This window comes from Selenomonas sp. CM52, from assembly GCF_000292955.1.
Classification (GTDB): domain Bacteria; phylum Bacillota; class Negativicutes; order Selenomonadales; family Selenomonadaceae; genus Selenomonas.
This window is the reverse complement of record NZ_ALNM01000027.1, coordinates 1-21,278: the sequence shown is the minus strand read 5'-3', so window position 1 is coordinate 21,278 and position 21,278 is coordinate 1. Positions and strand designations below refer to the sequence as shown.

Below are 21,278 nucleotides of genomic sequence, written 5' to 3'. Positions count from 1 at the left end.
GGGAACGCAAAAGCGCCTAGCGCGTCAACCGGGAGAAAGACCGGTTCGCAATCCAGAAGCAAAGGAGCGCGTAGAAAACGAGCGCACCGAAAGAAAGCGCAGACGCCGCCTCGCCGCCCGCGAGTGCACGCAGGAGCACGCTCGTATGCGTGAGCGGCAGAAGCTCGATGAGGACGCGCACGACCTCGGGTAAGGCCTTCGTCGAGAAGAACGTGCCGCAGAGGAACGACATCGGCAGCAGGATGTATGTATTGACCTGTCCCATCTCTTCGTACGTCTCAATCTTCATCGCCGCGATGAAGCCGATCTCCGCAAAGATCACGCAGTTCAGCACGAGCACGAGGAGAAAGAGCGGGGAAAGAGAGAGCTTCGCGCCGAAAAGGCAGGCGAGCGCAACGATAATGGCAGAGGAAATGAGTCCGCGCAATACGGCCGCAAGCACCTTGCCGATGACGAAGGCTGCCGGACGGATTGGCGCGACGAGGTACTCTTCAAGGCTCTTGTGGTAGATGCGCTCGGCATGCACGGGGATCACGCTGTTGAAGCTGATGTTCATGGAATTGAGCGCGAGGATGCCCGGCACGAGAAAATCAAGATAGGTGCCGGAAGACACCGATATGCTCCTGCCAAGACCCCAGCCGAAGGCGACGAGGTAGAGGAGCGGCGCGACCATGCGACTCAAGATGAACTTCGCCAAACGGCGCTTCAAGACGATCCAATCGCGCCAGAAGACCGTCCATATATCATAGAGCAATCACAGCCCCTCCTTTCGCCCCGTCAGCTCGATGAAGGCGTCCTCCAGATTCGAGCGGCGGATGCTCGCCGCGCCGTCGAGCGCGGCGGCAAACGCGGCGGCGTCTTTGCGCCCTGCGAAGTAGCGGTACTCGCGCCCCGCCTCGCCGTCCCACTCGACGACGAAATCGCCGAGCCTTTCGCGCAGGGCGGCGGGCGCATCAAGCGCCGCGAGCTTGCCGCGATTCATGATGGCGACGCGCGCGCAGAGGCTCTCCGCCTCCTCGATGTAGTGCGTCGTCAACAGCACCGTCACACCTTCGTGCGCCATTTGCCGGATCAGCTCCCAAATGCGCCGCCGTACCTGCGGGTCGAGCGCAACCGTCGGCTCGTCGAGGAAGAGGATGCGCGGGCGATGCACAAGGGCGCGCGCGATGAGAAGCCTGCGCTTCATGCCGCCCGACAGACGCCGCACGGGATCGCGCCGCACGCCCTCAAGCTCGACGAAGGCGAGCAGCTCTTCTATGCGTGCGCGGCGCTCCGCCGCCCCGATATGATGCAGGCGCGCGTGCAGCTCAAGATTCTCGCCCGCCGTCAAATCCTGGTCGAAGTTCACCTGCTGCGGCACGACGCCGATCAGCTCCTTGACCGCCGCTTCATTTCCAGCAAGCGGCCTGCCCTCGTAGAAAATTGCACCCGAAGTCGGCTGCGTGAGCATCGTCAACATGCGGATCGTCGTCGTCTTGCCCGCGCCGTTCGGCCCTAAAAGCCCGAAGATCTCCCCGCGTGCGACAGCAAAAGAAAGCCCGTCTACCGCACGCTTCACCGCTGCCTTTCCCGCAGCATCGGTATGACGAAACTCCTTGACAAGATTTTCCACGCGAACCAAGACAGCACCTCCTCAGCCTGCAACTTTTTCTCTTCGTTGGTAGATTACTACAGGAAGCACGTCGCGTCAACCATGCGAGGAGAAAAATCACCGTCTGCCGTACTTCGTGCCGCGTCCGCTGCCAAAAATCGTATCGCACGGAAAAATTTTTCCTGCCGCACGCAAATGATACGAAAATTTCTATCGTTCCATTTTCGTGCGAACGATAGCACGAGAAATATTTTTTCGTACCGCACGAAAACACACCGACGAAACATCCAACAGAAAAGTTCGCACAGAAAAGCCCTCGACGAAAATCATCGAGGGCTTTTTCAATTGTGCTTCCAGCACTTTTTCAATCGAAAGCGCCTACATGGATGCTCGTGATCTTTCCTGCCCCATTGAACAGAAACTTGATGCCAAGATTGCCATTGGATTCGCTCTGATAAAAGAAGCTCCCTTTCCCTTGACTGTCCGGCTCGCCATAGATGCGCAGCACCGTTTCCTTCGTCATGCCGACCGTGATGCCCGCAGGTGTGGCCCAGCCGTTATTTCCCTTGCAGTCCGCATGCACCATTGCGGCGTTGCAAAAAATGACATCCACGCTCGCTCCATAATGATATGTGTCGACCCAGCCCCGCCAAAGCGGATGCTGACTCGTCGTCGACACCTTCGACGGTGCGCCGTATATGCCGCGCACATAATCCACCGACGCCCCATAAGGGATGCCGCCGAGCGACACTTCCTCATCGGGTACGGAAGCGGACGCCGCGCTCATCGTCGAAAACAATGCGAACACAGCGATTGCAGAAAAAAACTTACGCATGAGGTTCACTCTCCCTTTCAAAAATCGATTTCAGTCTGCTGAAACCCTACCTTCTTCATCCCCATCCAACGCGCTCACCTCTGCCGCGCCTCGTCAAACGCATCGAGCACCGCGAGCATTTCCTGCGGCAGACGGCGGCGGCATTCCGATTTCAGCGCTTCGGGCACGCCGTAGAAGGCTTCGGCAATGCTGCCCGCGATGCAGGCGACCGTGTCCGTATCACCGCCGAGGGACACGGCGTTTCGCACGGCATCCTCGAAATCCGTGCTTTCGAGGAACGAAATAATCGCCTCGGGCACAGATCCTTGGCATGTAGCGTCCATCGAGTAATGCGGACGAATCTCATCGAGCGTGCGTGACAAATCGTAGCTGAACTCCCGCACGATATATTCCTTGATCTCCTCCTTCGGCTTGCCCTCACGCGAAAGGAAGATGGCGCTCGCCGTCGCCTCCGCGCCCTTGATTCCCTCCGCATGGTTGTGCGTAACGACCGCCGTCTGCCTTGCGACCTCGCGCGTTCTCGTGAGTGTATCATAGAGCCAGCCCGCAGCGGCGACGCGCATCGCCGAGCCGTTGCCGAAACTGCCGTAAGGCTTCGGCTCATCACTTGCCAGCCAGCGGCGGAAGAGTCCGCCGTAGCCGGCGCGAGGATACCTCCTGCCCCAGCGCTGCATCGAGCGAACGATCGCCGCACAAACCGCCGCTTCGTCCGCCTCTTCTCCCACTTCCAACAAGGCGTCGGCCACGGCGATCGTCATCACCGTATCATCCGTAAAGCGCGAGCCTTGACTGAACAGAGGAAAATCCTTCGTCTTGCCGCCGCGATCAAATTCATACGGTGAACCGATCATATCGCCTAAGATTGCTCCATACATGCGAATCGCTCCTTTCCTTGCCCCTTGATTTTATCATTTTCTACTAGAATACTAGAAACTCATCAACTTCTGCGTCGACGCCCATTTCATTTTCAACGTCCATTAAAAAATCGAACGACGGTCACTTCGCTTCATCCCTTTAGCAAATTCGGGATTTCCTCCGCATATCTCCCATAGTCAGCAAACAGAGCCTTTGCAAAAGTCCGCAAATATGTCTGGTCGAATTCGTTTTCAAATGTCAGCTCATGCGCATGACCTATCCCCATCTTGTTGTGAAGGTTGCCTTTCACATGGATATGACCGCCTGCCGCAGCTATGAATTCAAGGAAACAATGCATGCTGTACGGCTCTTCCAATCGCACCGAACCTTTCAGTGTTTCGCACAATTCATTCAGCTGTACGGCAAACGCGGCAAAGTGAAGATCGTCGACATCCATGAAGGAGTCTGCCGAGAAGCCTCGGCTTGATACCTGCACCCGCAGACTGTTTACCTCAGGATAGGAAGAATTTTCCTGTGAGACTCGCGGCGTCAATTTCAATGAGAAATCTTCTGCATTCAATCTGTACATAACACCCTCATAAATACACCCTGTTGATTCTCTCCTACGCTTTTTCCACAAGCTGCCGCACGAAGTCCGTCGCAGGATGCGCCTTGATCTCCTCGGGCGCGGCGAACTGCTCGATGCAGCCATCCTTCAATATGAGGACGCGCGTGCCGAGACGCAGAGCCTCTTCGACATCGTGCGTGACGAAGACGATCGTGAGACCGCCGCGCGCATGAATGGCGCGGATTTCGTCCTGCAGCTGGCGGCGCAGCAGGGCGTCGACCGCGCCGAACGGCTCATCCATCAGCAGAAGCTCGGGCGACGCCGCCAAGGCGCGCGCGATGCCGACGCGCTGCTGCTGCCCGCCCGAAAGCTCGGCAGGGTAGCGTTCGCCAAGCTCTCCGGCAAGGCCGACGATCGCCATCCACTTCGCCACTGCCTTCTTTGTGCGCGCTTTGTCGCTCTTGTTCCAGAGGTTCGGCACATAGGCGATGTTTTCCTCGACCGTCAGATGCGGGAAGAGCACACTGCCCTGAATCGCATAGCCGATTTTGCGGCGCAGCTGCACGAGATCCGCCGTTTTGAGGCTGTCACCGAGCACCGTGATCTCGCCCGAAGTCGGCTCGACGAGTCCGTTGATCATCTTGAGAAATGTCGTCTTGCCGCCGCCCGACGCGCCGAGCACCGTGATGAATTCGCCCGTCTCGATGGAAAGACTCAGACCGCGGACGGCCTCCGCCCCTCCATACGATTTGCTTACATCGCGAAACGTGATGACCGCGCTCATCGGAGCACCCCCCTTTCTTCCAAGAAGCGGCGTGCAACCGCGCGCGGCTCCTCGCCGCCCGACTCGACCGCGTCGTTCATCTCTGCCATCTCCGCTTCCGAAATCAGTCCGTCGAAATGCGCGAGCAAGGCGCGAAGCTCGGGATGTGCCGAGAGCGCCTCTTCGCGCACGACCATGCCGCATTCATACGAAGTAAAAAATTTCTTGTCATCTTCAAGCACGACACCATTGACCTTGGAAAGCCTCCCGTCCGTCGTGAAGACGATCATCGAATCGAGCTTGCCTTCATCAAGCGCCTGATACTTGAGACCGATGTCGATATCGACGGTCGAAGCGAAGTTCATGCCATAGGCGCGGCACATCGCAGGGAAGCCGTCCTCTCGCTCGAAGAAATCGTACTCAGCGCCAAAATTCATCTTGTCTGCGACGCGTGCGAGGTCGGAATACGTCCTGAGCTGATACCGCTCGGCAAGATCCCGCCGCACGGCGATGCCGAAGGTATCGTTGAAGCCCGTCATGCCGAGCCACTCCATGTGATACCGATTGCGATACTCTTCCTGCAGCTCGGCGAAGCGCGATTCGTCATAGGCGTCCGTGCGTTTCAAGACCTGCAGCCAGCCCGTTCCCGTATACTCGGGATAGATGTCGAAATCGCCATGCTCCATCGCCGGCATGATGTTCGACGTGCCGCCGCCGACGCCCGGCGTCAGGGCGACCTTGAGCCGCCCGTCCTGCTCAATGACGAGTTTGAGCATCTCGCCGAGGATCAACTGCTCCGTCATCGGCTTCGTCGCAATGCGGATGACAGCCACCTTCGTGCTCTGAAAGAACGCATAAGCGCCGCCTGCTGCGACGAGCGCGAGAGAAATCGCCGTAAGACGCCGCCACGAACGTCTCCTCCGCCCCCTCGTACCGCTTCGGCGGAAAAAGACCCGCTTTTCGAGGCGAGCGAGAACGGTATCAGCCAAGAGCGCCAGACAGGCGATGAGGAGGGAGCCGTCGAAGGCGAGCGCCGCATTGTTCGTCGTGATGCCGCGGTAGATGGCGATGCCAAGACCGCCCGCACCGATGAAGGACGCGATGCCCGCGAGCGCGATCGTCATCGTCGTCATGTTGCGGATGCCTGCGAGAATGACGGGCATGGCGAGCGGCAGGGCGATGCGCCTGAGCACCTGGAAGCGCGTCGACCCCATGCCGACCGCCGCCTCGATGAGGAGCGGATCGACATTCTTCAAGCCCGTATGCGTATTCTTCACCATCGGCAAGAGCGCGTAGAGCGTCAAGGCGATGATCGCCGTCGTATTGCCGATGCCCGAAAAAGGCAGAAGAAAGCCGAACATCGCGATCGACGGGATCGTGTAGAGAAAATTGACGACGAGAAGCGTCGGCTGCGCCATGCGGTCAACCTCGGCGATCAAAATGCCCATCGCGCCGCCAAGCACGATGGCGAGGACGATTGCCACCAGCGCTATGGCAATATGCTCCAGCGTAAGCTGCAGGAAAAAATCGCTGCGCTCCTGGAAAAGTCGTATCATCTCTGAAAACATGGGGATTCCTCCTCAGTCAATGCGCCTCGCTGCCCAGCCTTTCGATTGCTTCCACAGGACAGCTTTCAAAACAAAGTCCGCAGTGCAGGCAGGCGCACGGCGGGCGCTCCCGTGCAATCGACGGTCGCAAAGGCGCAGTCGCGGATATTGCGCAGGATTTCCAGATACTCTTGAACGCTCATCATGCTATCGCTTCCTTTCGGTGATTCATATATTCATTGTAGCATAAAACTCGCCATACGAAACATTTTTTCTCTTATCGGCTTCGTCCCCATTGTCACTCGAAAAACAGAAACCCCGCCTTCGACTCACAATCGTAGGCGGGTTTTCTTCATCTTGCTTATCCCTCGCTGCCCCAAAGTACCTTGCTGACGCTGCCGCGCTCGATGAGTTGGGCGGGGAAATCGCTGACGGATTCGACGACTTCTCCCGCAAGTATCTTCAACAGCATCTTCGACGCGCGGCGGCCGAGCGCTTCGTAGTCGAAAGCGACGGTCGTCAGCGGCGGATACGTCACAGCGCCCAGTTCGTACCCGCCGAAGCCCACGACGGAGACTTCTCCGGGCACGGCGACGCCGTTCTCATGCAGCGCACGCATGATGCCGACAGCCAGTCCGTCCGTCGCGCAGATGACGGCGCTGGGGCGATAGGCTAGGATCTCCTCGCTCTTCTTGTAGGAGTCTTCAAAGCCGAAGTCCGTCTCCACGAAGTTCACGCTCGCGTTGCGGTTGCCGCGCGAGAAGACCTCGACGAAGCCGTCCTTGCGTGCGACGCCGACGGCCTTGTCCTTCTCCGTGACGCCCACGAAGACGACGCGCTCATGCCCCATGCGGCGGATGTAGTCACCGAGCAGACGACCCGCACCGAAATCGTCGGCCTTGATATAGCGCACCTTCTCATGCTGCTGTCCGATGAAGAGCACGGGAATGTCCCGCTCTTTCAGTTCCTTGACAAGCGCGATATGCTCGTCCGTGATGCCAAGAGAAGATACGAGGATGCCGTCAACGCCGAACTGCGCGAGATGTTCAATATTCTTGATTTCACGCGGCATTTCCAGAAACGAGGATTCGAACAATGTCCGGCAGCCGACCTCGTCGAATGCCTTCGCAATTCCCGTGAGCAGCTTGCCGCCCGTCGGCGAATCGACGCGCGGCATGACGATGCCGATCACGCCGCTCTTCTTCGCCTTCAGCCGACGCGCGAAGGCGTTCGAGGAAAATCCCGTCGCCGCGATCGCCTTCTGGATGCGCTCCGCCTTCTCCTCGCTCACATAACCATGGTTTAAATAGCGCGAAACCGTGCTTTTCGACACCTCGGCAATCGCTGCGATATCCTGGATCGTCACCTTGCGTTCCATGTAAATCCCTCCAATTCCCACAAACTTCCCTCTATGCGTTCGAGCTTCCTATCCGCCGAGATCACGAGCTTCGGCTTTTCCTTCTTCGTCGGAAAGACGAAGAAGGAAGCAGCTTCCTCGCCGTCTTGGAAGAAGACTTCGACGGCGGTCTTGTCCTGATAGATGTGCAGTTTCAGCGAATCGCGCACAGCGAGCCGGAAGCGGCGCACGCCGCGCCCGCCGAGCCGCATTCCCGTGCGGTCGAGCGTCATGACGGCGGTCGGCCGCATATAGGAAAGCCGCATATATTCGCCCGCCTCCCTATAAACGAGATCGACATGCACCTCCTGCGCATCGCCGAAGGCAATTTCCAGTTCGATTTCCGACTTCTCCGCGAGATCCTGCCCCAACTCTTCTATCCGGCAAGCGCCGAACTTCTGCGCCGCACCGTTGCGAAGAGCCTTCATCTCTTCGAGCGGCGCAAAAAAGAGCCTGCCGTCCGAAAGGCGCACCTCGCGCGGCATCGTCAGCGAGAAGAGCCAGCCCTCTTCGCGCGTCGGGTACTCTTCCTCGCGCTCGGGCATTCCCATCCAGCCGAAGAGAATCGCACGCCCCTCGTGCACGAATGCCTGCGGCGCATAGAAGTCAAATCCCCGATCAAGCTCATGAAAAGCGCCGTGCTGCAGCTTCAGTGAATCGACGTCGAGCTTTCCTGCGACGTAGCCCGACTGGTAGAGGTTCTGCCAGCGATAGTCCTCGGCGCCAAGCCCCTGCGGCGAGAAGAGCAGCACATCGCCTTCCGCAAGCGGCAGGAGCGTCGGGCACTCCCACATGTAGCCGAAGTCCGATAGCTCCGTCTTGATCTCGCCCGCAAGCTGCCACGCGCCCTCCTTTTTTTCGTAGAGCACGGCGCGTCCCTTCTCTTCTGTCGTCTGCGCACCGAGCACGAGGAACTCGCGCCCGTCTTTTACGAAGCGGCTCGGATCGCGAAAATGCGCCGTAACCCCGCGCGGCTCGTGCTCGATGATGATTTCATCCTTCTGCGCGATCCCCTTTTCCGGCTGCCACGTGGCGAGTCTCTGCGCAGGCGTGCGCACGCCGTCCTCCTTGCGGTTGCACGTGTAGACGAGGCGCAGGGCATCGTCCTCGACGAAGCCCGCGCCCGAGTAGCAGCCGTCCTTGTCATGCACATCGCTCGGCCAGAGCGCAAGCTCGGGCAGGCGATAATGCACGAAATCCTCGGTTTCCACATGCCCCCAGCACTTGTGCTTGTGCTCGACGCCCAAGGGATTCCACTGAAAGAAGATGTGGTACTTTCCCGCGTACCACGAAAGCCCGTTGGGATCGTTGACGAGGCCGAACGGCATTTCGAGATGGAAGTCGTTGTGCCAGCGATGCTGCAAGGGAAATCCCTCGCGCACCTTCGCGTCGATCGCTTCCTTGTCAAACGCCTTGTCGAACGCTTCGTTTGCCATGTTCTCACTCCTTCGGATCGAAGAGCGTGTACGTCAGGCCAAAAGCGATGCCAAAGCCGATGACATTGACGATCAGGTATTCGAGGAGATGATCCATGTAGAGCAGCGTGCCCGGCAGAACCGTCACGCCCATGCCCGTGCCCGCGAGGTGCATGATGCCCGACGCCGCTCCCGCGCAGGCACCGCCCGCGAGCGCGTAGAGAAAGGGCTTCATGAAGCGCAGGTTGATGCCGAAGATCGCCGGCTCCGTGATGCCGAGGAACGCCGGAATCGCCGACGAGATGTAGAGGGCGCGCTTCTTCTTGTTCTTCGTGCGCGCCGCGACAGCGACGGCAGCGCCGCCCTGCGCGATGATCGCGCCCGTGATGATCGCGTTGAAGGCGTCGCGCCCCGTCGAGGCGAGGAGCTGAATCTCAAGCGCGTTGAATACATGGTGGATGCCGCTGACGACGATGACCTGATGCAGGCCGCCGACGATGAAGCCGCCGATGCCGAACGGCAGTTCAAGGAACGCACGCACCGCACCGAACACGGCAAGTTCCAGCGTATGCATGATGGGGCCGACGATGAGGAGGCCGACGATCATGCACGAAAAGAGCGTGAGGAACGGCGTGAAGATGAGGTCGACGACATCGGGGATGAACTTCTTGAGTCCCGCTTCAACCTTTGCGGCAAGGATGCCGAGGACGAGTGCCGGCAGAACCGATCCTTGGTAACCGACGACGGGAATCGAAAGCCCCAAGAGATTCATGTAGATGGGTTGCGCTTCCCCGCTCGCGATCGCGTAGGCGTTCGGCAGCTGCGGCGCAACGAGCATGAGTCCGAGGACGATGCCGATGACAGGCGTGCCGCCGAACTTCTTCATCGTTGACCAGCAGACGAGCGCCGGCAGGAAGGCGAACGCCGTATCCGTCAGGATCTGGCTCATGCGCACGAGATTGTCGCTCATCTCGACGCCGAGGTTCTGCAGCATGCCGCGCAAACCCATGAAAAGACCGGTAGCGACGAGCACGGGAATGATCGGCACGAAGACGTCACCGAACGTGCGCGAGATCTTCTGCGCCGTCGTCATCTGCTCGTATGCAGCTTCCTTGTTGGAGCCGCCCGCGAGCGCCGGATTCATGCCGACGAGCACGTCGTAGACCTTGTTGACGAAGCCCGTGCCGAGAATGATCTGGTACTGCGCCGCCGCGAAGAACTGCCCCTTGACGCCGTCGATGTTCTCGACCGCCTTGTCCTCGATCTTATCCTTGTCGTTCAGGATGAGGCGCAGGCGCGTCGCGCAATGCTCGGCGGAGCGGATGTTCGCCATGCCGCCGATGTGGTCGAGAATCTCTCGCGCCACGCGCTCCTCGGCAGGCATCGAGGCGTAGGCGGGATTTGGCCCTGCCGGCGCTGCAGGCGCCGCAGGTGTTCCCGCCGCCGCAGGCGCTGCCGCATCGCTTGCCTCTTCCTCGCCTTCGCCCGGCGAGGAGACCTTCTGTGCGCCCAAAGAGAGCGTAATCGTGCCGTAGTCCGCCGCATTCGTCACGACGACGGGCGTCGTCGTATCGTAGCCGGCCGCGCGAATCGCCGCCTCGTCAAACTCGATGAGCACATCGCCCTTCTTGATCTGCGCCCCCTGCTCCACATGTGCCGTGAAGTGCTTGCCCTCAAGGTTCACCGTGTCGAGTCCGACGTGGACGAGCAGATCGACGCCGTCCGACGAGTGAAGACCGATCGCGTGCTTCGTCGGAAAGAGCACCGTGACCTCGCCGTCGAACGGCGCGCGAACCTTGCCCTGCGGATTCTTGACCGCAGCACCGCGCCCCATGGCCTCACTGGCGAAAGCAGGATCGTTGACCTCCTTAAGGGCGATAAGCTCGCCTTCCAAGGGGCTTTCCAACAATAATTCCGCCATTCCCATTCCCCTTTCTATGAAATCGGTTTCATAACTCCACTTTTATCTTACCCCGCGCAAGAATCATTGTCAATAGATTAGAAGGAATGCACAGCAAAAGAATTTTTCCGCCCCATTGACATGTAATCCAGTATGTTATATTATGTCTATTGTATACTAAACATGTATGAATAATACCTTCTGCAAAAAAGGAGCGCCGACATGAAGAAGACGACTGACAGCCACGAGCACACGCACAGCCACGACCATAGCCATAGCCATATCCACAGCCACAGCCATAGTCATGACCACGAACAAGCGCATGGCCACACGCACGACCATGAGCACACGCATGATCACGACCACGCACACCCTGCCTGGCAGCCGCACACGCACGACGCGGCGCACCCGCACACGCACGGCGGCGTCAACGACTACATGCAGGCGGTTTCCGCCTACCGCAAGACGTTCGCCTCGAAGCAGGATGTGCTCGACAAGACGCCCGATCCCGCCGTGCGCGAGATGCTGCTGCACATGGAACAGATCGGCTGCGATACGGCGTTCGACCGCTTCGATCAGCAGAAGCCGCAGTGTTCTTTCGGCCTCGCCGGCGTCTGCTGCAAGAACTGCAACATGGGACCGTGCAAGATCACAGCGAAGAGTCCGCGCGGCGTCTGCGGCGCCGATGCCGATCTCATCGTCTCGCGCAACCTCCTTCGGAGCGCTGCGGGCGGCGTCGCCCAGCACGGCGCACACGCGCGCGAAGTGCTGCTGTCGCTGAAGTTCGCCGCCGAAGGCAAACTCAAACTGCCGCTCCTCGGAGCAAAGCGCATCCGCGAGGTCTGCCGTGCCTTCGGCATCAATACGCGCGGTCAGAGCACGCGCCGCCTCGCGAGCCGCCTTGCCGACGTGCTGCTCGCCGATCTCTCCCGCGCCCTGCCCGAAGAGTATCGCTCCATCGCTGCACTCGCCCCCGCCGAACGAAAAGAAGTCTGGCAGAAGCTCGACATTCTGCCGATCAGCGCCTACAACGAGGTCTTCGACGCCTTCCACCGCACGGGCTGCGGCACGGACGGCGATTGGCAGAGCGTCATGAAGCAATTCCTGCGCTGCGGCCTCGCCTTCTGCTACACGGGCGTCGTCGCCGCCAACATCGCGACCGACGCGCTCTTCGGCGTCGGTCATCGCGCGACCTCGAAGGTCAACGTCGGCGCACTCAAGAAAGGCTGGGTCAACATCGCCGTGCACGGCCATCTGCCGACGCTCGTCAGCGAGATCGTGCGCATTGGCCGCACGCAGGAATTCATCGACCTCGCGAAGAAGCACGGCGCAGAGGGCATCCAGTTCTACGGCATCTGCTGTTCGTGCCTCGCCGCCATGTACCGCTACGAAGGCGTCATCCCGCTCTCGAACGCCGTCGGCGCAGAACTCGTGCTCGGCACGGGTGCGCTCGACCTCTGGGTCGCCGACGTGCAGGACGTCTTCCCCTCCATCATGGACGTGGCGCGCTGCTTCAAGACGACCGTCGTCACGACGAGCGATGCGGCGCGTCTGCCCGGCGCGGAGCACTACGCCTACGACCACCATCACTCGAACGTCGCCGACACGGAGAAGATCGCACGCAAAATCGTCACACGCGCCATCGAGAGCTTCGCCGCGCGGCGCGACGTGCCCGTCTTCATCCCCGCCTACGAGGTCACAGCGGAGATCGGCTTCAGCGCCGAATCCGTCAGCGAGCGCTACAAGGGATTCGGCGCGATTGCAGAAGCGCTGAAGAGCGGCAAGATCCGCGGCATCGTCAACATGGTCGGCTGCAACAACCCGCGCGTCGTCTACGAGCGCGCCATCATCGACATCGCTGAGGAGCTGATAAAGAACGATGTCCTCATCTTCACCAACGGCTGCGCCTCGTTCCCGCTCTTGAAGCTCGGCTACTGCAGCCTCTCGGCGCTCGCCAAGACGGGCAGGAATCTGCGCGAATTCCTCGGCGACGACCAGCCGCCCGTATGGCACATGGGCGAGTGCGTCGACAACACGCGCGCCTCGACGATCCTCGGCGGCACGGCAGCAGCGGCAGGAGAGGACATCAAGGACATGCCGTTCGCGTTTGCGAGTCCCGAGTGGGCGAACGAGAAGGGGCTTGACGCCTCGCTCGCCTTCCGCCTCTTCGGCATCAACTCCTACCACTGCGTCGAACCGCCCGTACAAGGCTCAACGAACGTTGAGAACTTCCTTAAGAAGGACACGCTGGAAACGCTCGGCGCCGTCATGACGGTCATCACCGATCCCAAGGCGCTCGCGAAGAAAATGCTCGAAGACATCGACGAGGCGCGTCGGGCGCTCGGCTGGAAGGCGTGCGCACCGCTGCAGCTTTCCGCCTCGGAAGCGAGCGGCGAGACGGCTTCCATCCCGGCAGCGAAGGCGGCAAACGCATGAAACAAGCAGCAAGAAAGCGCCTCCTCGTCCTCGCTTCGCTCTTTGCCGTCGTCGGCGTACTCGCCGCCTTCGGCAGCTACAGAAGCGAAGCCGAGCCGCGAGACGTGCGCACCGTGCGCCTCGCCTACCTGCCGACCACCCATGCCCTGCCGCTCTTTGCCGAAAAGGAAATGGAATCGCCCGACGGTCCTGTCCGGATCGAGCTGATCAAGTACGGTTCATGGCCCGAGCTTATGGACGCGCTCAACACAGGGCGCGTCGACGGTGCCTCGGTGCTCATCGAGCTTGCCGTCAAAGCGCGCGAACAGGGCATCGATCTCAAGGCGGCGACTCTCGGGCATAAGGACGGCAACATCGTCGTCACCCTGCCCGAGATCGAACGCGTCGAAGACCTCACGGGCAAGGTCTTCGCCATCCCGCACAAGCAATCGACGCACAAGCTGCTCCTCGACGAGCTTCTCGCCGCTCACAGCATGACGGAACGCGATCTGAAAGTCGTCGAGATGACGCCGCCCGAAATGCCCGCCGCACTCGCGCAGAAACAAATCGCCGGCTACTGCGTTGCCGAGCCTTTCGGCTCGCAGGCCATCGCTCTCGGCGCGGGCAAGCTCTTCGTGCGTGATGACGAACTCTGGAACGAAAGCCCGTGCTGCGCCCTCGTTTTCAACGGCAGCTTCGTGCGCGAAAACGAGGAGCTTGCACGCGCGACGGTCAAGGCATACATGGAGGCGAGCGAGCATCTGAGCGAACATCCCGAAAGCCGGACAGAGATCGCCGGCCATTTTCTCAAGACGAAGCCCGCCGTACTGGAAAAATCCTTCGACTGGATCTCCTACGACGATCTCGCCATCAGCGAAGAAACCTACAATGCATTGACCGCACGCATGAAAGCGGCGGGGCTGCTGCAGAAAGCGCCGCCCTACGAAGACTTCGTCGACCGAAGCCTTCTCCCCTGAAAGGTTTGTGATTTATGAAAAACGTCCGGCATCTTATCGGCGCGGCCGCCGTCACTCTCCTCTTTTGGCAGGCGATCTGTGCGTTCAGCGGCTGGCACGAGGCGCTTTTCCCCTCACCTCTCGCCGCCTTCCTGGGATTTGTCGAGCTCATCAAGGATGGTGTGCTCTTCGAGGACGTCGCGGCGAGCCTCGTGCGCTTCGCCGTCGGCTACCTCGCCTCCGTCCTCCTCGCGCTCGCTGCAGGTCTCATTCTCGGCTGGTACTCCAAGGTATGGGCGTACCTCAACCCCATCGCGCAGGTGCTTCGCCCCGTCTCACCCGTCGCCTGGCTGCCCTTCATCGTGCTCTTCTTCGGCATCGGCGAAGCGCCTGCCATAGTCATCATCTTCCTCGCAGCGTTCTTCCCCGTGCTGCTCGCGACTGTCGCCGCCGTGCAGAAGCTCGACCCCGTCTATCTGAAGGTCGCGCAAAACTTCGGCATCAAAGAGCCTGCCGTCTTCACGAAGATCATCCTGCCCGCCATCTTCCCGCAGATTGCCACGGGGCTTCACCTCGCCCTCGGCACGGCCTGGGTCTTCCTCGTCGCCGGCGAGATGGTCGGCGCCCAGTCGGGGCTGGGCTTCCTCATCATCGATGCGCGAAACAACCTCAGAGCCGACCTCCTGATGGCAGCAATCCTCACCATCGGACTTCTCGGACTTCTCTTGGACAGCGCCATGAGCCTCGCCGAGAGGCAGCTTTACCGCGCCTGGGGCATACGAGGAGGGAAATCATGAGCTACATCGAAATACGAGACGTCTGCCGCCACTACGAGCAGAAGGGCGCACGCTTCACGGCGCTCTCCCACGTCGACCTAGCCATCGAGCGCGGCGAATTCATCTGCCTCCTCGGCCCCTCGGGCTGCGGCAAGAGCACGCTCCTCGCGGCGCTCGCGGGCTTCGACCGCGTATCGAGCGGCAGCGTGCGCATCGCGGGCGAGGAGGTCACCTCGCCGAGCATCAAGAACGTCACGATCTTCCAGAACTACGGCCTCCTGCCGTGGCGCACGGTAGAAAAGAACGTCGAGCTCGGTCTGGAAAGCCTCGGCACAGCGCCCGAAGAGCGCACAAAAATCGCGCGCCGCTACCTCGCCCTCGTCGGCTTGGAGCGCTTCGCCTCGCACCATCCCGCGGAACTCTCGGGCGGCATGCAGCAGCGCGTCGCCATCGCACGCGCCCTCGCCGTCGATCCCGACATCATCTTCATGGATGAACCGTTCGCCGCCCTCGACGCCATCACGCGCATGAGCCTGCAGGACGAGATTTCCGCCATCTGCCGCAAGCAGGGCAAGACCATCATCTTCGTCACGCACGACATCGACGAAGCCGTCGTGCTCGCCGACCGCGTCGTCGTCATGACGCCGAACCCCGGCAAGGTCAAGAGCATCATCGAAGTCGACCTCCACGGCAAACGCGACCGCACGAGTTCCGACTTTCTCCACATCCGTGACCGCATCTTCCGCGAATTCTCCCTGAAGCCCGCCGACAAGACGGAATACTACATATAAAAGGGAAGAGGCGTCCTCTGCACGCAGAGGACGCCTCTTCTCTTTCCCATGTCCCTATTCGCTTTTCGCAGCCTCTTTCCAGTTGAGGTTGTCGAGCCATTCCTTGACCAGCGGCTTCACGAGCCTCGGCGTATCGTGGACAAACTTCCCTTCAAGACCGAGACCGTCGAGAACCTTCGCGCCCTTCGCATGGAGCGGGATGTTCTTCTCATTTCCAGTCAGAGCATCCGTCAGGGACGTCGAAAACGGAATGATCGTCTTGCCCTCGAAATCATTCGTTTCGAGGAACGTATAGACCGCCATCGGCATATCGCTGCACCAGTTCGGGTAGCCGAGGAAGATGATGTCGTAGTCGGCGAGATTCACCTTCTCCGCAAGCTCTGGCCGCGCGTTCTCCTTCTGTTCGCGGCGTGCGACTTCAAGCACCTCCTTGAGCTTCTCCGGATACGCCTCCTTCGTCTTGATCTCAAAAAGATCGCCGCCCACTTCGTCGGCGATGATCTCCGCCAGTGCCGCCGTATTGCCCTTCTCGGTGCGGCCGACGGCATAATTCTCACCTGCGCGAGAGAAATACGCGACAAGCACCTTAGGGCCGCCAAAACCGAAACCGGCAAAGGAACCTTGCAGACTGTACGCCGCAGCAGCCAGGACAGTCAGCAAGACAGCGCCGATCAGCATTGCTTTTCTCAAATTCATGATGGCCTCCTCTCTCTTTCCTCCTCCATTATAACCTACATGATGGAACAAGAAAAGGGGCGGCCTGCCCATGCCGCCCCTTTTTGAGGAAACTTCTCTCCACCGTGTTTTTCATCACGCCTGCATCCTTCATCAGCGTTCACCGCAGACGAGCATCTGCCGCATCCACAAGAGAGGCTCCTGCTCTCCTGCCTGGATGTAAGCGTTCCATGCTTCTGTATACAACGGGAAGTGATTGTCGGCACGCTCGGCGCACTCGATGAGACTCAAGACCTCCTCTTCCCCGATGTCACCGTCGCAGCGCTTCACCCAGGCGATGAGGAAGAACTCCAGGAGCTTCCAACGTGCGACAAAAAGGCGCCAGTCAAGGAAAACAGGGCCTTCCCATTTGCAGGGAAAACCCGTGAGGAAGATCTCATTGACGAGATAATTCTCAAGGATATGCCCATACGCGGGCAAAAACTTCTCGCGATAAAATGCCCGATATGCTGCATAAAGCACCTTCAGTCGCGAGAGGCTGTTCTCCCCCCGAAGCTCGTAAACATCCGTCACTTGATTGAAGGAAGCCTCCTGCGTTCCTTCGCGGCGTCCCCAGAAGAGCGCATCCCAGCCATGACGCTTTGCCTCGTCCATCCAGCCGAAAATCCAACGCATATGTGCCGCAGCGTCGAACGGCACATGCGCCAGGAGGCCTGCGGCAGCCGGCGTCCGATAGAACTGTGCGATTGTCACCAGCGCCTTCTCCGTCGCGCCCTCGCCGAGAGCCTCATCCACGCGATCGAGAAAGAAACCGAGGATTGTCAGCCTCTCATCGAGCGTATAGCGACGCTGCTGCAAAAGTGCGATCGCTGTTTCCTGCACGAGGCGAAAGGAAGCATCGCTCATTTTCGGGCGCACCATCCAGTAGACATTGCGGGCAACAGGTGCCTGCCCACGCTCCAACCGCAGGGGCTCCTTCCCGAGCAGAAGCAGCTTCTGCGCGATGGGGCAGGTAAGCGTCAACGAACCCGAAGCCATATTGCCCATGAGATATGTCACGCGCGGATAAAGCGCGCAGGTCGTCGACAGGTATTGTTCCCCGAAATTCTTGTGCAAAAAGCAAAGTCCGTCGGGTTCGAGCAATGCGCAGGCACCATCCGTCTCCTCACACTTCTTGATGGCATAAGTGCCGTCTTCACGCTGCTCGATCGCATCAAGAACGCGCATACGGATTCTTATATTCGAAATCCTCTGGTACAGCGCATAATATTCTTTATCAATCGCAATACCCCAACCAAGGGCACAGCAATTCGAGCCGCAGACTCTGCTATCACACAGGAACTCCGCCACACATGCAGGGCGCAGCATGTCAAAAAGAGGCTGTGAATCAGATCGCATGGAAGTTCACGAGGCGTGCGCCGAAGATGCCATCGACAGCGGTGATCTTTTGCAGCAGATCTTCGGGGATGTCGTGATCGACGGTCAGAACCATGACATTCGTCCCTTCCTTGTCCGTACGGCCGACCTGCATGCTCGAAATGTTGACACCGCGCTCGCCCATCATCGTGCCGACCGTGCCGATGACGCCGGGACGGTTGATGTGCGGGCAGATGAGGATGCGATCGTGCGGATCGACGTCGACGCGATAGCCGTTGATCGAAACGATGCGGCCTTCCGTGCCGAAGAGTGTTCCTTTGACAACCGTTTCTCCCTTCGCCGTCTTGACGCAGACGGAGATGAGGTTCTGGAAGTCTTGCGACTCCTTGTGCTTTACCTCGCGCACCTTGATGCTGCGCTCCTTGGCAAGGCTCGGCGCGTTGACGTAGTTGACGTTGAACTCCAGGACGGGGTTCAGCATGCCCTTGATGACGCCCGTCGTGAGCATCTGCGTGTTGACTTCCGTGATGTCGCCGCTGTACTCGACGGCAAGCTCCGTGATCGCGCCGTCAGCCAGCGAGCATACCGTACAGCCAAGGCGCTCGGCGAGGTCGAGATAGGGGCGGATGACGTGCATGACGTCTGCCGACACGGGCGCCATGTTGACCGCTGTCAAGACAGGCTCGCCCGAAAGCGCCGCACGGATTCCCTCCGCCACGTCGAGGGCGACGCCGATCTGCGCCTCGACCGTCGATGCGCCAAGATGCGGCGTGAGGATGATGCCCGGCACGCCGACGAGCGGATTGCCCTCTTCCAAAGGCTCGCTCGTGAAGACGTCGATCGCCGCGCCCGCGACATGCCCAGCCTTCACGGCGTCGGCGAGATCCTGCTCGTTGATGATGCCGCCGCGCGCGCAGTTGACGAGGCGCACGCCCTTCTTCATGCGTGCGATCGCCTTCTTGTCGAGCATGTCCTTCGTATCTGGATTGAGCGGCATGTGCACCGTGATGAAGTCCGACTTCTCGATCACTTCATCGAGCGTGCCGACAACGACGCCCATCGCCTTGGCGCGCTCCTCGTTGATGTACGGATCGTAGCCGATGACGTTCATATCGAAGGAGAGCGCACGCTTGGCGACGCCCGAGCCGATGCGCCCCATGCCGATGACGCCGAGCGTCTTGCCGCGCAGCTCGACGCCGACATACTTCTTGCGGTTCCACTCGCCCTTCTGCATCGTCTCGTTGGCGATGGGGATGTTACGGCTCATCGCGAGCATCATCGCCATCGTATGCTCCGTCGCCGCGATCGTATTGCCGCCCGGCGAATTGATGACGATGATGCCGCGCGCCGTCGCCGCCGCCACGTCGATGTTGTCGACGCCGACGCCGGCGCGGCCGATGATCTTGAGCTTCGCCGCCTTGTCGATGACGTCCTTCGTCACTTTCGACGCCGAGCGCACGATAACAGCCTCGAAATCGCCGATGATGTCCAGAAGCTCCTCATGCGAAAGCTTCGGCTTCTCGACAACCTCAAACTTCGGGGAAAGGATGTCAATCGCCTTCTGAGATACGCCGTCTGCTACGAGAATTTTCATATTCATCGCTCCTCTACGACTAGATGTTCACTCCACGGGTAATATCATACCATTTTTCCAGCAACTTATCCAGTGGACAATCGTATGGCAAACATACTTACGGAGAAAACAAAGATTCACTTGACGAAAACACGAAAAAGGGGGTAGAATTGAGTGTATATTTGTATAGGAGTCACTTTTTCACTTTGTCAGGAGGTCTTTCTGTGGAAGCGAATCGCATTTACAATTTCAATCCCGGCCCTGCCGCTCTGCCGCTTGATGTGCTCAAGGAAGCGCAGGCGGAGTTCCTCAATTTCCGCAACTCGGGCATGTCGATCCTGGAGATTTCGCACCGCGCCAAGGCGTACGACGAGGTGCACAACCAGGCGAAGGCGGACATCCTCTCGCTCATGGGACTCGGCGACGACTACGACGTGCTCTTCGTGCAGGGCGGCGCGAGCCTCGCTTTCGCCATGGTCGCGATGAACTATGCGACGAAGGAGAGGAAGGGCAGCTATGTGCTGTCGGGCAGCTTCGCAACGAAGGCTTACGACGAGGCCGCTCTCCTCGGTGTCGGCGAGATTGCGGCTTCCTCGAAGGACGGCGGCTTCCGCCATGTGCCGACGCAGGAAGAAATCAAACTCGATCCGAATGCAGCATATCTTCATCTGTGTTACAACAACACGATCTACGGCACAGAGTATCACTACATTCCCGAGACGGGCGACGTACCGCTGATCGCTGACATGTCGTCCGACATGCTCTCGCGTCCCCTCGACTTCAAGAAATTCAGCTTCATATACGCGGGCGTGCAGAAAAACCTCGGCCCTGCCGGCACCTGCCTCGTCGTCGCAAAGAAGTCGATGCTCGAAAAGAGCCCCGAGACGCTGCCGACGATGCTGCGCTACTCGACGCACTACAAGAAGAACTCCCTCTACAACACGCCGCCCGCTTTCGGCATCTACATGGTCGGCAAGGTCGCCGCATGGATCAAGGCGCAGGGCGGCCTCGCTGAGATGGCGAAGCGCAACGAGAAGAAGGCGGCGCTGCTCTACGATGCAATCGACAGCTCCGACGGCTTCTACAAGGGACATGCGGACAAGGACAGCCGCTCCTTCATGAACGTCACCTTCCGCCTGCCGAGCGAGGAGCTTGAGAAGAAGTTCGTCGCCGAAGCCGCAGAATACGGACTCGGCGGCGTCAAGGGACACCGCTCCGTCGGCGGCATGAGGGCATCGATCTACAACGCGATGCCCTACGAAGGCGTAGCCGCTCTCGTCGACTTCATGCAGAAATTCCGCAAGGAAAACTGAGATATGTATAGAGAAGCAAGAACCCGCAGCTGATTTTCAACTGCGGGTTCTTGCTTCTCTGTCTTGTTTTTCGTTATCGTATATGATAACATTGAAACAAGGAGGCTGAAGCATGTCTTGGAATATCGACTTTTATCATTGTCCTTCTCCACGGATTCAAAAAGAAAACGATGCGAACTCCGCTAAGGGAATTGGAACGCGCCTTGCAATACAAAGCAGACTATGAGAGGAGGTCTAGAAAATGAAGCCAGGAGTGAGCCTGTCGCATATTCGCGAAAAATTGCTGGAGAATGAGAATTTTGCTTCAGAATATGAGCGACTGCAGCCGCGCTATAAACTGATCGCCCAGATCATAGCCGCCCGCACCGAGCAGAATATGACGCAGAGCGAGTTGGCTCAGCGCATGGGCACGCAGCGTTCGAACATCTGCCGCTTGGAAAGCGGCACATATAATCCATCGTTGGATTTCCTGATTCGTACAGCACATTCGCTTGGAAAAGAACTTCAAATCGAACTTCGATGAATGTTGACT

Annotated in this window: 20 protein-coding genes; 6 read left to right on the top strand and 14 right to left on the bottom strand. The window is 59.4% G+C overall.

Translation table 11 applies throughout. From position 1 onward, the window contains the following. Positions 1-16 precede the first annotated feature (16 nt). The 11 genes from HMPREF1153_RS06440 to HMPREF1153_RS06395 form a co-directional block, all read right to left on the bottom strand. A complete protein-coding gene (locus HMPREF1153_RS06440; RefSeq protein WP_009646176.1) occupies positions 17-754 on the bottom strand; it encodes an ABC transporter permease in 738 nt (245 codons plus the stop codon). Next, on the bottom strand, positions 755-1,621 hold the full coding sequence (locus tag HMPREF1153_RS06435) for an ABC transporter ATP-binding protein (protein ID WP_009646152.1): 867 nt from the start codon (positions 1,619-1,621) through the stop codon (positions 755-757). A 334-nt stretch (positions 1,622-1,955) separates the two neighbouring features. Then, entirely contained in the window at positions 1,956-2,426 is a 471-nt protein-coding gene (locus tag HMPREF1153_RS06430) for a hypothetical protein (RefSeq protein ID WP_009646174.1), read from the bottom strand. Positions 2,427-2,500: 74 nt separating this feature from the next. Then, a complete protein-coding gene (locus HMPREF1153_RS06425) occupies positions 2,501-3,301 on the bottom strand; it encodes an ADP-ribosylglycohydrolase family protein (protein WP_009646163.1) in 801 nt (266 codons plus the stop codon). Positions 3,302-3,432: 131 nt separating this feature from the next. Beyond that, positions 3,433-3,870, bottom strand: coding sequence for a WapI family immunity protein (locus tag HMPREF1153_RS06420; RefSeq protein WP_009646177.1), 438 nt, complete (start codon positions 3,868-3,870; stop codon positions 3,433-3,435). A 34-nt stretch (positions 3,871-3,904) separates the two neighbouring features. After that, a complete protein-coding gene (locus HMPREF1153_RS06415) occupies positions 3,905-4,633 on the bottom strand; it encodes an ATP-binding cassette domain-containing protein (RefSeq protein WP_009646168.1) in 729 nt (242 codons plus the stop codon). Beyond that, positions 4,630-6,180 (bottom strand): ABC transporter permease/substrate-binding protein, encoded by a 1,551-nt coding sequence (locus tag HMPREF1153_RS06410; protein ID WP_009646170.1) that lies wholly within the window; start codon positions 6,178-6,180, stop codon positions 4,630-4,632. Before HMPREF1153_RS06410 ends, HMPREF1153_RS06415 begins: the two co-directional genes overlap by 4 nt. Before the next feature lie 16 nt (positions 6,181-6,196). Beyond that, positions 6,197-6,268: a 4Fe-4S binding protein gene (locus HMPREF1153_RS13230; RefSeq protein WP_369791800.1), complete on the bottom strand. Its 72-nt coding sequence runs from the start codon at positions 6,266-6,268 to the stop codon at positions 6,197-6,199. A 252-nt stretch (positions 6,269-6,520) separates the two neighbouring features. After that, positions 6,521-7,537: a LacI family DNA-binding transcriptional regulator gene (locus HMPREF1153_RS06405; RefSeq protein ID WP_009646121.1), complete on the bottom strand. Its 1,017-nt coding sequence runs from the start codon at positions 7,535-7,537 to the stop codon at positions 6,521-6,523. Beyond that, positions 7,522-8,991 carry a glycoside hydrolase family 32 protein gene (locus HMPREF1153_RS06400; RefSeq protein WP_009646171.1) on the bottom strand — a complete coding sequence of 490 codons (1,470 nt, stop codon included), beginning with the start codon at positions 8,989-8,991 and terminating at the stop codon, positions 7,522-7,524. Before HMPREF1153_RS06400 ends, HMPREF1153_RS06405 begins: the two co-directional genes overlap by 16 nt. Positions 8,992-8,995: 4 nt before the next feature. Continuing rightward, the gene (locus HMPREF1153_RS06395) at positions 8,996-10,891 is read right to left on the bottom strand and encodes a sucrose-specific PTS transporter subunit IIBC (RefSeq protein WP_009646175.1); all 1,896 of its coding nucleotides are present in this window, start codon (positions 10,889-10,891) and stop codon (positions 8,996-8,998) included. Between the two features lie 201 nt (positions 10,892-11,092). Here HMPREF1153_RS06395 and HMPREF1153_RS06385 point away from each other — a divergent pair, with 201 nt between their 5' ends. Genes HMPREF1153_RS06385 through HMPREF1153_RS06370 form a run of 4 tightly spaced genes read left to right on the top strand, consistent with a single transcriptional unit; the run spans position 11,093 to position 15,808 of the window. Then, the gene (locus HMPREF1153_RS06385) at positions 11,093-13,306 is read left to right on the top strand and encodes a carbon monoxide dehydrogenase (protein WP_083847472.1); all 2,214 of its coding nucleotides are present in this window, start codon (positions 11,093-11,095) and stop codon (positions 13,304-13,306) included. After that, positions 13,303-14,262 carry an ABC transporter substrate-binding protein gene (locus HMPREF1153_RS06380; RefSeq protein ID WP_009646142.1) on the top strand — a complete coding sequence of 320 codons (960 nt, stop codon included), beginning with the start codon at positions 13,303-13,305 and terminating at the stop codon, positions 14,260-14,262. Before HMPREF1153_RS06385 ends, HMPREF1153_RS06380 begins: the two co-directional genes overlap by 4 nt. Positions 14,263-14,276: 14 nt before the next feature. Next, entirely contained in the window at positions 14,277-15,038 is a 762-nt protein-coding gene (locus HMPREF1153_RS06375) for an ABC transporter permease (RefSeq protein WP_009646126.1), read from the top strand. Beyond that, on the top strand, positions 15,035-15,808 hold the full coding sequence (locus tag HMPREF1153_RS06370) for an ABC transporter ATP-binding protein (RefSeq protein ID WP_009646160.1): 774 nt from the start codon (positions 15,035-15,037) through the stop codon (positions 15,806-15,808). Before HMPREF1153_RS06375 ends, HMPREF1153_RS06370 begins: the two co-directional genes overlap by 4 nt. A gap of 54 nt (positions 15,809-15,862) precedes the next feature. On the opposite strand, the gene HMPREF1153_RS06365 is transcribed toward HMPREF1153_RS06370, so the two are convergent. The 3 genes from HMPREF1153_RS06365 to serA all read right to left on the bottom strand — a co-directional run bounded on the left by HMPREF1153_RS06365 (position 15,863) and on the right by serA (position 19,454). Beyond that, positions 15,863-16,504, bottom strand: coding sequence for a flavodoxin (locus HMPREF1153_RS06365; RefSeq protein ID WP_009646144.1), 642 nt, complete (start codon positions 16,502-16,504; stop codon positions 15,863-15,865). 132 nt (positions 16,505-16,636) lie between these two features. Next, on the bottom strand, positions 16,637-17,851 hold the full coding sequence (fliB, locus tag HMPREF1153_RS06360) for a flagellin lysine-N-methylase (protein WP_009646127.1): 1,215 nt from the start codon (positions 17,849-17,851) through the stop codon (positions 16,637-16,639). Between the two features lie 19 nt (positions 17,852-17,870). Next, positions 17,871-19,454, bottom strand: coding sequence for a phosphoglycerate dehydrogenase (serA, locus tag HMPREF1153_RS06355; protein ID WP_009646145.1), 1,584 nt, complete (start codon positions 19,452-19,454; stop codon positions 17,871-17,873). A gap of 203 nt (positions 19,455-19,657) precedes the next feature. On the opposite strand from serA, the gene serC reads away from it, so the two are divergent. Both serC and HMPREF1153_RS06345 read left to right on the top strand, forming a co-directional pair. After that, a complete protein-coding gene (gene serC / locus HMPREF1153_RS06350) occupies positions 19,658-20,746 on the top strand; it encodes a 3-phosphoserine/phosphohydroxythreonine transaminase (protein ID WP_009646164.1) in 1,089 nt (362 codons plus the stop codon). Positions 20,747-20,987: 241 nt separating this feature from the next. Continuing rightward, positions 20,988-21,269: a helix-turn-helix transcriptional regulator gene (locus HMPREF1153_RS06345; RefSeq protein ID WP_009646139.1), complete on the top strand. Its 282-nt coding sequence runs from the start codon at positions 20,988-20,990 to the stop codon at positions 21,267-21,269. Positions 21,270-21,278 lie beyond the last annotated feature (9 nt).